Below are 12639 nucleotides of genomic sequence, written 5' to 3'. Positions count from 1 at the left end.
ATCGGCTCTGCCCATTTGTAACTATTCACAAATCTTATATCAGTTTTTAACGTTTACACAAAACTTGAAACGGTCTCGTTCTTAAGTTGAAAGGCTTGAGAACCTTTTTTACATTACTGTCTGGCGCAGTCCACATCCTTCACTTTGAATACGGCATAAAGCCTGCAGGGGACACTAAGAATTTCGAAAAAGATACAGTCTATTCCGGCAACCGGTGCAAATTCACATCCATGTTCATCTGCACCTCACCGGCACATCCCTGTGCCGGTGTTGCCTAGAAACAGACGAAATTCCAAGTGCCCCTAACAGCCTTTATCATGTATCCCAAGTGAAGGAAGCGGGCTTCGCCCATCAAGTGGCAATCAAATATTCTATTGAGCCAAATGCACCGTTAAGAAACTCATCAGGCTTCCTGACAAGCTTACTGTTTATCTGCTTATCGAAAAACGAGTCCATTGCTTCTTTGAATTTAAGAACTGTGTCATTTCCGTAAAAATCTCACAGAAACCGTATAAAACCATAAAAAAATATGGTAAAATAGCAACAGAAAAATAGCAGCATAATGATAATAAAATACAAAGCAGAAATAATGAAAAGTGAAATAAAAGAAAATGTAAAAAACCGCAGCAAGGAGGAAATAAAATGAGCCAGAAACGGGAAGACTATATTAGTTGGGATGAATATTTTATGGGCGTGGCAATGTTATCCGGAATGCGCTCCAAGGACCCGAATACACAGGTGGGAGCCTGCATTGTCAGTGAGGATAACAAGATACTTTCCATGGGATACAACGGACTGCCGAAGGGCTGCTCCGATGATGAATTTCCATGGGTAAGAGAAGGTGCACCTCTTGAGAATAAATATTTCTATACCACCCACAGCGAACTGAATGCCATCTTAAATTACCGGGGCGGTTCGTTGGAGGGAGCGAAAATGTATGTGTCCCTGTTCCCTTGTAATGAGTGCGCCAAGGCAATCATTCAGGCTGGAATCAAGACTATCGTATATGACAGTGACAAGTACCAGAATACACCGGCAGTTATTGCTTCCAAACGGATGTTAGATGCGGCAGGAGTCCGTTATTATCAGTACACCCATACCAACCGGGAAATAAATATTACCCTGTAACGAATGGAGAAATAACGAACAATGGCAGAGGTTTACAACCAATTGAACAAATGACGAAGGTGCGGGAAAAACCCGCTGGTAATATTTGTTAAAATTATGTAAAATTGTAAAATCGTAAAGCTGATTTATAGACATTTTTCATAAAATATTTATAGACAATTTCCTCAAAAATGATATAATGAGCGTAAGCGAGTGCAAATGGAAAGCGATTTGTTTTGAAACTTTTTGATTAGAAAGGGCATTTGTCTGATATGCATTGAAATGCCAGCAGTTCTTAGATATGTGTTTTGCTTGATTGTGAACTGTCTTTTCGCTGCTTTGACCGGCTGCCCGGTTGTCCGTCTGCTACAGATACTTCCACAAACCCGTAAGGAGGTCTAGGCATTCTGACAAATAAGTTTGTGATTCCGGCAACCGGCGCAAATTCATATCCATATTCAACTGCGCCTTGCAGGCACATCCATGTGCCTGCATTGCCGGTTGCATAACAGAATGCCAAGACCTTCTAACAGGCTTGTTTATGTATCTGTATGCAGGCGGACAACCGGTGCAGACTGTCAAACATTGGAAAGACTGTTTTAATATCAGAAAGCAAAACATATATCTTAGAACTGCGGTATTTCAGGGCAGAAGAAAAGTCCTTTCTATATCAAAAAAGTTTCTAAAATAAAAGCTTAGTATTTGCAGAGCGTTTCACGAAAATGTAAGGGAAGGAGCTATTCATGAAGAACAGAAATAAAGTGTATGATTCCTTGATTTTAATCATGCAGTTCGGTATCAACATGATAGTTCCTATTTTTTTATGTGTTGGACTCGGGGTTTTTATTTACCGAAGATACGGTCATCCGTGGCTGGTGATTCTGCTGTTTTTCCTTGGGGCGGCAGCGGGATTCCAGAATTGCTACCGGATGGCACAGAGGCTTTGGCAGAAAAAAGACACGGGAAAGGTTAAATCAGATGTTAAAAAGGATAAATGATGCATTACCGGAATTAATTCTGGGAATCCTTATATACGAAATTGTGGTGGAATTTACCGGTATCTGGTTTGTAAAGGACAAATTGGGATATTCCATCGGCCTTCTGATTGGAGCAGCAACCGCAATCGGAATGGCAATCCATATGGCAGTGGTTCTGCGGGACAGTATGGATATGGCAGAATCCGGAAGGACAAGACGGATCGCATTGCAGTATGTGCTGCGGTATCTCGTAGTTGTAGCAGTCTTTTTTGCTACGGCATACTTTGAAATAGGCAATGTGATTGTAGCATTTGTGGGAGTAATGGGATTGAAGGTTGGAGCTTACGTTCAACCCTTTACACATAAAGTAATTTTAAAACTTTTAGGGAGAGGTGATGAATCTTCTTAGGGTGAAGAAAAATATAATATAAGGAGGTGAAAGCGTGGATAACGGAATTTTAGCAGCGGGTGCCCAGGATATAGATTTTATGATTCATGGACTGTTTTCCTATAAGATTTTCGGACATGAGGTATGGATTACTACTTCTCATGTATGTATTCTGATAATCATGCTGATACTGATTGCCTTTTCGTTTATTGTAAAGCATAAGATGAAAGCGGCAACGGAGGTACCGGGCGGATTCCAGAATGTAGTAGAACTTATGGTGGAAAAATTAGATGGCGTGGTTGACGGTGTCATGGGGAAAAATGCACCGAAGCTGGTGAATTACATCAGCACCATTTTTATCTTTATTCTCATGAGTAATATATCTGGATTATTCGGGCTAAGACCGCCTACCGCAGATTATGGAACGACATTGGCGTTGGGACTTATCACCTTTTCGCTTATCCATATCTGTCAGATAAAGTACCAGAAACCAAAGAAAATCTGGGAAGATATGTGTTCGCCGTTACCACCATGGCTGCCACTGTGGCTGCCAATCAATATCATCAGCGAGATTGCCGTGCCGATTTCCCTGTCACTTCGTTTGTTCGCAAACGTATTATCAGGAACCGTAATGATGGCATTGGTCTATGGACTGTTGTCCAAGATTGCAATTGTCTGGCCGGCAGCGCTTCATGTGTACTTTGATTTGTTCTCAGGAGCAATTCAGACGTATGTATTCTGTATGTTGACTATGACATATGTGAACCAGCAGATGGAAACAGAATAGAACAGTATAAGGAGGATTTATAATTATGAACATTACAGGACAGGATTTAATTTTAGCATGCTCAGCAATTGGTGCAGGACTTGCAGTTATCGCAGGTATCGGACCTGGTATTGGACAGGGTATTGCAGCAGGACACGCAGCAGCAGCTGTAGGCCGTAACCCGGGAGCAAAAGGAGATATTATGTCAACCATGCTTCTTGGACAGGCAGTAGCAGAGACTACCGGTCTTTATGGTCTGTTGATTGCAATGCTTCTGCTTTTCGTAAAACCACTGGTATAAAGTGCGAAGGAATGATTACGAAAAGAAAGGAGGCACAGCAGGAAGAAAATGACCAGATTATTTAATCTTGATTTTCAGTTATTGCATGATACCATCCTTATGGCGATATCCGTTTTCGTATTGTTTACCGTAATGTCTTATAACCTTTTCGAGCCGGTTCGTAAGATGTTAAAGGGACGTCAGGAGAAGATAAAGACGGAACTGGAATCTGCGGCAAGCGACCAGGCAGAAGCAGCAGAATTAAGACAGCAGTATGAAGAGAAGCTTAAGAACGTCGATAAAGAGGCGGAGGTTATCTTAAGTGAAGCCAGAACCAAAGCCCTGCACAATGAGAACCGCATCATTGGCGAGGCAAAGGAAGAGGCTGCGCGGATTATCCGGCGTGCCAATGAAGAGGCAGAACTGGAGAAAAAACGCGTGATGGATGAGATGAAACAGGAAATGATAGAAATTGCATCTATGATGGCAGGCAAAGTGGTAGCCGCATCCATTGATACAACAATACAGGATGCCCTCGTGGAAGAAACCTTGAAAGAGATGGGTGATACAACATGGCAAAATTAGTTTCCAAAACATACGCAGATGCATTGTTTGAACTCGCCGTGGAAAAGGGATGTGAAGATGCCTGGTTAGAAGATGCGAAAGCACTTCTTGAGATTCTCCATGAGAATGAGGAACTGGCAAAATTGATGAATCATCCACAGATTGTAAAAGAAGAGAAGCTTCAGATTATTGAAAACATATTCAAGGGAAAGACCGCGGACGAGATCGTGGGATTGATGTGCCAGCTGATAGAAAAAGACCACTTTAAAGATATGGAAAGCGTATTTGCATGCTTTGTGGATTCCGTAAAAGAATATAAAAATATCGGAACGGCATATGTCATTTCTGCGATGGAGCTGTCAATGCAGCAGAAAGATGAAATCGTAAAGAAACTATTAGAAACCACACATTATGTAGAAATTGAAATGAATTATGAGGTGGATGCATCACTCATTGGAGGCATGGTCATCCGCATAAAAGACAGGGTAGTGGACAGCAGTATCAAAACCAGGCTGCAGAAGCTAACCAGTGAATTATCCAAAATACAGTTGAAAGTAGGTGAAACCGCTTCATGAAATTGAAACCAGAAGAAATCAGTTCCGTTATCAAAGAGCAGATCGAGCGGTATGCATCCCAGTTGGAAGTGGCAGACGTAGGAACTGTCATTCAGGTGGCAGATGGAATTGCACGAATTCACGGCCTTGAAAATGCAATGCAGGGAGAACTTTTGGAATTCCCGGGCGAAGTATATGGAATGGTGCTGAACTTAGAGGAAGATAATGTAGGTGCGGTTCTGTTAGGAGATAAGCGTTCCATCAACGAAGGTGATACCGTAAAGACCACCGGACGTGTAGTAGAGGTTCCGGTCGGAGATGCATTACTGGGACGAGTAGTAAATGCGCTGGGTCAGCCGATTGATGGAAAAGGACCGATTGAGACGGAGAAATACCGCCAGATTGAACGTGTGGCATCCGGTGTTATTTCCAGAAAATCCGTAGATACACCATTACAGACCGGTATTAAGGCAATCGATTCCATGGTGCCGATTGGACGTGGACAGCGTGAGCTTATCATCGGAGATAAGCAGACCGGTAAGACGGCAATTGCAATTGATACCATCATTAACCAGAAGGGACAGGGCGTAAAATGTATTTACGTTGCCATCGGTCAGAAAGCATCTACCGTAGCATCCCTGGTAAAAACATTAGAAGAATTCGGTGCATTAAGCTATACCACAGTTGTTGTATCAACAGCAAGTGAGCTGGCACCATTACAGTATATTGCACCGTATGCAGGATGTGCAATTGGTGAAGAGTGGATGGAGAACGGAGAGGATGTATTAATCGTTTATGACGATTTGAGTAAACATGCTGCTGCATACCGTACCCTTTCCTTGCTGCTTAAGAGACCACCAGGACGTGAGGCTTATCCGGGAGACGTATTCTATCTGCATTCCAGATTATTAGAGCGTGCAGCAAGACTTTCCGATGCTTTGGGTGGAGGTTCCCTGACTGCACTGCCGATTATCGAGACACAGGCAGGAGACGTATCCGCATACATTCCGACCAACGTAATTTCTATTACAGACGGTCAGATTTATCTGGAAACAGATATGTTTAACGCTGGTTTCCGTCCGGCAATCAATGCAGGACTTTCCGTATCCAGGGTTGGTGGAGCTGCGCAGATTAAGGCAATCAAGAAGATTGCAGCACCAATCCGAGTAGAGCTGGCACAGTATCGTGAGCTGGCAGCATTTGCACAGTTTGGTTCTGAGCTGGATGCTGATACCAAAGAGAAATTAGCACAGGGTGAAAGAATCCGTGAAATGTTGAAACAGCCACAGTATCAGCCGATGCCGGTGGAAAAACAGGTAGCAATTATTTATGCTGCAACCAAGAAATATTTACTGGATATTCCGGTGGATGAGATTCTGGCATTTGAAAAAGCATTGTTAGAACTGATTGATACCAAGTATCCGGAGATTTTCGAATCCATTCGTGAAACAAAACAGTTAGACGAAGAAACAGAGCAGAAATTAATTACAGCAATTGAAGCATGTAAGAAAGATTTCAAATAGGCATGTAATAGGGTAAAAGGCGGTGAGAGACTATGGCGTCCATGCGTGATATAAAGCGGCGCAAAAGCAGTATTTCCAGCACACAGCAGATTACAAAGGCCATGAAGCTTGTTTCTACCGTAAAACTGCAGAAAGCGAAGGGACATGCAGAACAGGCAAATCCGTATTTTAATTATATGTATCAGACCGTAACTTCCATGCTGGCAAAGAGCGGTTCCATCAATCATCCTTACCTTACCGGTAAAGATTCCGGGCAGAAGGCAGTGATTGTAATTACCTCGAACCGTGGACTGGCAGGAGGCTATAATGCGAATGTCGTAAAGCTGATTACAGAGAGTGACCTTCCAAAGGACAGGCTTTCCATTTATGCAGTTGGTAATAAGGGAAGAGAGTCCTTAGAACATAAGGGATATTCCATTGTAAAGGAACTTCCGGAGCTGATAGAGACACCGGCTTATGATGAGGCGTCCGCATTGGCAAGGGAAGTGCTGGCAGCCTATGAAAAAGGTGAAGTTGGCGAAATTTACCTTGCTTATACACATTTTAAGAATACGGTGGTACATGAGCCGAAATTAATCAAGCTTCTTCCGGTGGATATCGAAGATATGCCGAAGCAGGAAGAAGATAATGTGCTGATGAATTATGAACCAAACCAGGAGGAGGCGCTTAATTTAATCATACCAAAGTATGTAACGAGCCTTCTTTATGGAGCACTGGTAGAAGCAGTAGCCAGTGAAAATGGTGCAAGAATGCAGGCAATGGATTCTGCAACCAGCAATGCAGAGGATATGATCAGTGACCTGTCACTGAAGTATAATCGTGCCCGTCAGGGTTCCATTACACAGGAACTGACAGAGATTATAGCCGGAGCATCGGCAATTTCTTAATCATATCCATAAGAATAGAGAATAAGGAGTGATAGAAAAAGATGGCAGAAACAAATATTGGAAAAATCACTCAGATAATAGGTGCTGTATTGGATATTAAATTTACCGAAGGAAAGCTTCCGGCAATCAACGAAGCAATCCGTATTACCAGAAAAGATGGTGAAGTTCTGGTAGTAGAGGTATCACAGCATTTAGGAGATGATGTCGTACGTTGTATTGCCATGGGACCAACCGACGGATTAATCCGTGGCATGGATGCAGAGGCAACCGGTGCACCGATTTCCGTACCGGTAGGTGAGCATACCTTAGGCAGAATGTTTAACGTATTAGGCGAACCAATTGACAATGAGGCTCCACCACAGGATGTGGAATATATGCCGATTCACCGGAAAGCACCAAGCTTTGATGAACAGGCAACTTCTACAGAAATGTTAGAGACAGGAATCAAGGTGGTTGACCTTCTCTGCCCTTACCAGAAGGGTGGAAAAATCGGACTTTTCGGTGGTGCAGGAGTAGGAAAAACCGTATTGATTCAGGAGCTGATTCATAATATCGCAACCGAGCATGGTGGATATTCCGTATTTACCGGTGTAGGTGAGCGTACCCGTGAGGGAAATGACCTTTATTATGAAATGAAGGAATCCGGAGTTATTGATAAGACCACCATGGTATTCGGTCAGATGAACGAGCCGCCTGGAGCACGTATGCGTGTAGGTCTTACCGGACTTACCATGGCGGAGTATTTCCGTGATAAAGGTGGAAAGGATGTACTGTTATTCATTGATAACATTTTCCGTTTCACACAGGCAGGTTCTGAGGTGTCCGCACTGTTAGGACGTATGCCTTCCGCAGTAGGATACCAGCCGACCTTACAGACTGAGATGGGTGCATTGCAGGAGCGTATCACTTCTACCAAGAATGGTTCCATTACATCCGTTCAGGCAGTCTATGTACCGGCGGATGACCTTACTGATCCGGCTCCGGCAACCACATTTGCCCATCTGGATGCCACTACTGTACTGGATCGTTCTATTGTAGAGCTTGGTATTTATCCGGCAGTAGACCCGCTTGGTTCTACATCCAGAATCCTTGACCCTCGTGTTGTAGGGCAGGAGCATTTTGAAGTAGCCCGTGGAGTACAGGAGATTCTTCAGAAATATAAAGAATTACAGGATATTATCGCAATCCTTGGTATGGATGAGCTGTCAGAAGAGGACAAGCTGGTAGTAAGCCGTGCAAGAAAAGTACAGCGTTTCTTGTCACAGCCATTCTTCGTAGCAACCCAGTTTACCGGTCTTGATGGAAAATATGTACCGGTAGCCGAGACCATCCGCGGCTTCCGTGAAATCTTAGAAGGAAAGCATGATGATGTACCGGAGAGCTATTTCCTGAATGCCGGAAGTATTGACGAAGTACGTGCCCGTATGAAGTAAGGGGTGAAGCCATGGCAGACGAGAAGAAAGCATTTGAGGTAGAAATCATTACCCCGGAGCGAATCTTTTATACCGGGGAAGCAACCATGATAGAATTCAATACAACAGAAGGAGAAATCGGTGTCTATCCGGACCATATTCCGCTGACAACGGTGCTTGCTCCCGGTGTTGTGACCATTACCAATGGCGAAGATGTAAAAGAAGCTGCGGTTCATGCAGGCTTTGCAGAGATTTTGGGTGATAAGGTAACACTGCTGGCAGAGATTGCCGAGTGGCCGGATGAAATCGATGAGAAGCGTGCCGAAGCAGCAAAAGAGCGTGCCGAAGCCCGTATTGCAGCTAAGGCTGCAGATACAGATATGCTCCGTGCGGAATTTGCATTGCGTAAGGCGTTGGTGCGAATTGAAGTGAAACATTAAAAACGGTGTATACAAAAGATAAAATATGATGTAAGAAAGGTACCCTCTTTACCGTAGAAACCGGCAGAGAGGGTATTTTTTACTTTACAGGAAATTACTTTCCTGTAAAGTAAAAATGCTCCGCGAGGATGCACACTGCGGCGTATAAGGTAGATGTCGCAAGCGACCGCCGCAGGCGCGAGAATGTGCCGAGGCACATTCTTTGTTTCCTTTACAGGAAACTGTTTTCCGGTAGAGTGAAAAAGGGGGATATGTTTTAAGAAAGGTTTCTACATAGTTTATAATAATTTAAGAAAATATTTATACCATACCATAGGGGAAAGCTATATAATGAATTTCAAACAGAATGAAAAGGATGAAGAAACAGTTTATGAGTGAAAACAGAATGCCGGAAGAAAAACGTATCCTGCGGGGATTATCAAAGGAAGAAGTAGAAGAACGCTTTATAGAAGGATTTGTAAATAAAACAGACATCAGCACGGAGAAGAGTGCAAAGGAAATCGTAAAGTCCAATGTATTTACATACTTTAACTTTATTTTCTTAGTCATTACGATTCTGCTTTGTGTGGTCGGTTCTTTCCGGAACCTGACTTTCCTGCCAATCATTATCGGAAATACGCTGATTGGAATTATTCAGGAATTGCGGGCGAAGAAAGTCTTAGATAAGATGAGCCTTCTGAATGCACCCCATGCCATTGTTATCCGGGATGGAGAGCAGAAGAAAATTTTATCGAAGCAGCTGGTGAAGGATGATGTCATTTTACTGACTGCAGGAACCCAGATTTGTGCAGACGCCGTTGTTCTGGAAGGCACGATTCAGGTAAATGAATCATTGCTGACCGGAGAAGCCGATGAAATTGAAAAAACACCGGGAAGCAGGCTGATGTCCGGAAGCTTTGTGGTATCCGGAGAATGTTATGCGAGACTGGAGAAGGTAGGAAAGCATTCTTATATTTCCAAGCTGACTGCAGAAGCAAAAGCGATGGGAAATGAAGAACAGTCCGAGATGATTCGCTCTATTAACCAGTTGGTAAAATGGATTGGTATTGTGATTATTCCGATTGGAATCATTTTATTCTGGCAGGGCTATATCGTAAATGGAGAGACTTTCCAGAAGAGCATCGTTTCCATGGTGGCAGCAATTATCGGAATGATACCGGAGGGATTATATCTTCTGACGACCATTGCCCTGGCACTTGGAACCATGCGTCTGGCAAAGCGGCATGTATTGCTCCATGACATGAAGAGTATCGAAGCACTGGCAAGAGTTGATGTGCTCTGTGTCGATAAAACCGGAACCATAACGGAAGCCGGTATGGAAGTGGCAAAAATTGTTCCGGCAAAGGATGCGGAAAATACATTTCTTCAGTCTCTGCTTCGGGATTATGCGTCAGCAGTGCCGGATAATAATGCTACTATGGAAGCAATTCGTGATTATCTGGAGCGGAAGGGCAAAGATAAGGATAGAGATAGTGATACCGATACCGATAACGACAGCAATAAAGATAAAACAGCGGAAGTACAGACCTTTATGGCTGCCCGGCGGAAAGCACTGGAGGTTATGCCGTTTACTTCTACAACAAAATACAGTGGCGTTGTATTTGAGGATGGAAAATATCTTCTGGGTGCGCCGGAATTTGTCATGGGAAATGCTTTTGAAGAAATTGCAGATGAGATTAGGGAATATACGAAAAAAGGTTATCGTGTGCTTTTACTGGCAAAATATCCGGGAAGTGATATCAAGGGAACCCTGACCGAAAAACCGGAGCCGCTGGGTTATGTGATTCTTTCCAATCCAATTCGTGAAAATGCGAAGAAGACCTTTGGTTATTTTAAGAATCAGGGTGTAGCAGTGAAAGTAATTTCCGGTGATAACCCGGAGACCGTATCCGAAGTGGCACGATGTGCCGGAATCGAGCATGCGGAGAAATATGTGGATGCAGGCACACTGGATACCGATGAGAAAATTTATGATGCGGCAGACCGCTATACCGTATTTGGACGGGTAACTCCGAAACAGAAGCAGAAGCTGGTACATGCATTGCAGGATGCGGGACATACCGTAGCAATGACCGGCGATGGAGTTAACGATATTCTGGCAATGAAGGATGCGGATTGCAGCGTGGCGATGGCGTCCGGAAGTGAAGCAGCAGCACAGGCGGCACAGGTAGTTCTTTTAGATTCCGATTTTGCCCATATGCCGGATGTGGTATCAGAAGGACGGCAGGTAGTAAACAATGTGCAGCGTTCTGCCAGCCTGTTTCTGGTAAAAAATATATTCTCTCTGTTAATGGCAATCTTTGCAGTGGTATCGACAATTACTTATCCGTTAGAGCCGGCACAGATTTCCCTCATCAGTATGTTTACCATTGGGGCACCGGGATTCTTACTGGCATTGGAGCCAAACCGCAACCGTATTGAAGGACGGTTTTTACGGAAAGTATTATTAAAAGCATTTCCGGCAGGACTGACCGATGTATTAATCGTTGGTTCGCTGGTAGTCTGCGGAGAAGTATTTTCTATACCTGCTTCCGATGTGGCAACTGCATCCACCATGCTTTTATGTGTTGTAGGATTTATGATTCTGATTAAAATCAGCCATCCGATGAATAAGTTTAAATATGGAATTTTAATTTTTAATATCGCCGGGCTGCTTTTCTGCGGCATCTGCTTAAACCAGTTATTTGCCATGAGCCAGATGTCTAAGATTAGTATTCTTCTGATGATTGTATTTGCTTTTGCTGCAGAGTCACTGTTCCGTTACCTGACAATCGGGGTGGAAGGAATTGCAAAATTCATCAGTTCACGGGCACATCGCGGTGCTCCACAGAAGTAGAGAATACAATTAGTGTTTTGGTTCGTCCGAAATGCTGCAGTTCGTTGATGAAGTGGTCAAGCTGGATGGTAGTCTGAAACATGACTTCCACCAGCATGGCATAATCACCGGTGACACAATTACATTCAATCACATTGGGAATTCTATCGATGAAAGGGTAGAATTCCTTTTTTTGTGCCGGTTCCACCTCAAGATTAATGAAAGCCTTAATGTGATAGCCAAAGAGCATGGGATTTACAGTGGCATGATAGCCGGTTAAAATCCCTCGTTTTTCCAACCGCTCAATCCGGGCAGAAACCGCCGGGGAAGATAAAAAGACTTCCTTTGCAATATCCTTGACCGGAGTGCGGGCATTTTCCTGTAAGATCCGGATGATGCTTTTGTCAATGTTGTCTAATTCTTTTTCCATAAAGGCTCCTTTCGTTTCCTGAAAAATACAGTTGATGTAAAAAATGAATTTATCTGCAAATATAATGCTGAAAAATGACAAATGAAATAGCAGGTAAAGTAATATATAAAATTTTGTAGCCGGTGAATATCAAATGGCAGGCAGCTGCAGAAAATATCCTCCTGCCTCTGCGGGCAGATATATTTATGACACGGTTAGAGGCACTTGGCATTTTGTAGAAACATAGGCAACGCTGGTGCATGGACGCACCAGCGAGGCACAGATGAACATGGATGTGAATTTGTGCCGGTTGCCGGTTATTTTTCTATTCCTATCAAAATGCCTTAGTGCCCCTTGCCGTGGAATACATATCTGCGCAGAGGCAGGAGAATATTTTGCTGTATACACTGTCTGGATTTTACACATACAAGTATGTTGGCTTATTTTCAAGTATTATATCATACCTCTATTTTGCTGAAAAGACAGACACTTAAGAAAATAAAGAAAACAACAAACA

General features: G+C 43.4%; 14 protein-coding genes. 12 read left to right on the top strand and 2 right to left on the bottom strand.

The annotated features are described in order from the left end of the window. The first annotated feature begins 642 nt into the window (after window positions 1-642). Window positions 643-1128: a deoxycytidylate deaminase gene (locus LKD41_RS06965; protein ID WP_022242836.1), complete on the top strand. Its 486-nt coding sequence runs from the start codon at window positions 643-645 to the stop codon at window positions 1126-1128. Between the two features lie 274 nt (window positions 1129-1402). Here LKD41_RS06965 and LKD41_RS06960 read toward each other — a convergent pair whose 3' ends face one another. Further along, window positions 1403-1627: a hypothetical protein gene (locus LKD41_RS06960; RefSeq protein ID WP_117841862.1), complete on the bottom strand. Its 225-nt coding sequence runs from the start codon at window positions 1625-1627 to the stop codon at window positions 1403-1405. 223 nt (window positions 1628-1850) lie between these two features. On the opposite strand from LKD41_RS06960, the gene LKD41_RS06955 reads away from it, so the two are divergent. The 11 genes from LKD41_RS06955 to LKD41_RS06905 all read left to right on the top strand — a co-directional run bounded on the left by LKD41_RS06955 (window position 1851) and on the right by LKD41_RS06905 (window position 11734). Next, window positions 1851-2105 (top strand): AtpZ/AtpI family protein, encoded by a 255-nt coding sequence (locus LKD41_RS06955; RefSeq protein ID WP_022242837.1) that lies wholly within the window; start codon window positions 1851-1853, stop codon window positions 2103-2105. Further along, entirely contained in the window at window positions 2086-2493 is a 408-nt protein-coding gene (locus LKD41_RS06950) for a hypothetical protein (RefSeq protein ID WP_227700778.1), read from the top strand. Before LKD41_RS06955 ends, LKD41_RS06950 begins: the two co-directional genes overlap by 20 nt. A gap of 79 nt (window positions 2494-2572) precedes the next feature. Continuing rightward, the gene (atpB, locus tag LKD41_RS06945; protein ID WP_117698891.1) at window positions 2573-3259 is read left to right on the top strand and encodes a F0F1 ATP synthase subunit A; all 687 of its coding nucleotides are present in this window, start codon (window positions 2573-2575) and stop codon (window positions 3257-3259) included. Between the two features lie 25 nt (window positions 3260-3284). Next, on the top strand, window positions 3285-3539 hold the full coding sequence (gene atpE, locus LKD41_RS06940; RefSeq protein ID WP_007890533.1) for an ATP synthase F0 subunit C: 255 nt from the start codon (window positions 3285-3287) through the stop codon (window positions 3537-3539). Between the two features lie 48 nt (window positions 3540-3587). Beyond that, complete coding sequence (gene atpF, locus LKD41_RS06935; protein ID WP_022242840.1) at window positions 3588-4103, top strand: F0F1 ATP synthase subunit B; 516 nt, start codon at window positions 3588-3590, stop codon at window positions 4101-4103. Further along, complete coding sequence (gene atpH, locus LKD41_RS06930; RefSeq protein ID WP_022242841.1) at window positions 4091-4657, top strand: ATP synthase F1 subunit delta; 567 nt, start codon at window positions 4091-4093, stop codon at window positions 4655-4657. Before atpF ends, atpH begins: the two co-directional genes overlap by 13 nt. Next, window positions 4654-6159, top strand: coding sequence for a F0F1 ATP synthase subunit alpha (gene atpA, locus LKD41_RS06925; protein WP_022242842.1), 1506 nt, complete (start codon window positions 4654-4656; stop codon window positions 6157-6159). The genes atpH and atpA overlap by 4 nt, the downstream gene beginning before the upstream one ends. A gap of 32 nt (window positions 6160-6191) precedes the next feature. Then, complete coding sequence (gene atpG / locus LKD41_RS06920; protein ID WP_227700777.1) at window positions 6192-7046, top strand: ATP synthase F1 subunit gamma; 855 nt, start codon at window positions 6192-6194, stop codon at window positions 7044-7046. Between the two features lie 41 nt (window positions 7047-7087). Next, window positions 7088-8479: a F0F1 ATP synthase subunit beta gene (gene atpD / locus LKD41_RS06915; RefSeq protein ID WP_022242844.1), complete on the top strand. Its 1392-nt coding sequence runs from the start codon at window positions 7088-7090 to the stop codon at window positions 8477-8479. An 11-nt stretch (window positions 8480-8490) separates the two neighbouring features. Continuing rightward, window positions 8491-8898, top strand: a complete 408-nt coding sequence (gene atpC, locus LKD41_RS06910; RefSeq protein WP_022242845.1) for an ATP synthase F1 subunit epsilon — start codon at window positions 8491-8493, stop codon at window positions 8896-8898. Window positions 8899-9268: 370 nt separating this feature from the next. Then, window positions 9269-11734, top strand: a complete 2466-nt coding sequence (locus LKD41_RS06905; protein WP_227700776.1) for a cation-translocating P-type ATPase — start codon at window positions 9269-9271, stop codon at window positions 11732-11734. Here the strand turns inward: LKD41_RS06905 and LKD41_RS06900 are convergent. Next, window positions 11697-12143, bottom strand: coding sequence for an Lrp/AsnC family transcriptional regulator (locus LKD41_RS06900; protein WP_022242847.1), 447 nt, complete (start codon window positions 12141-12143; stop codon window positions 11697-11699). The two genes, LKD41_RS06905 and LKD41_RS06900, sit on opposite strands and share 38 nt — an antisense overlap. Between the last annotated feature and the right edge of the window lie 496 nt (window positions 12144-12639).

It is taken from the genome of Roseburia sp. CLA-AA-H209, from assembly GCF_020687575.1.
Lineage (GTDB): Bacteria > Bacillota > Clostridia > Lachnospirales > Lachnospiraceae > Roseburia_C > Roseburia_C amylophila.
Note: the sequence above shows the minus strand (reverse complement) of the source record. Positions and strands in the feature narration are given on the sequence as shown.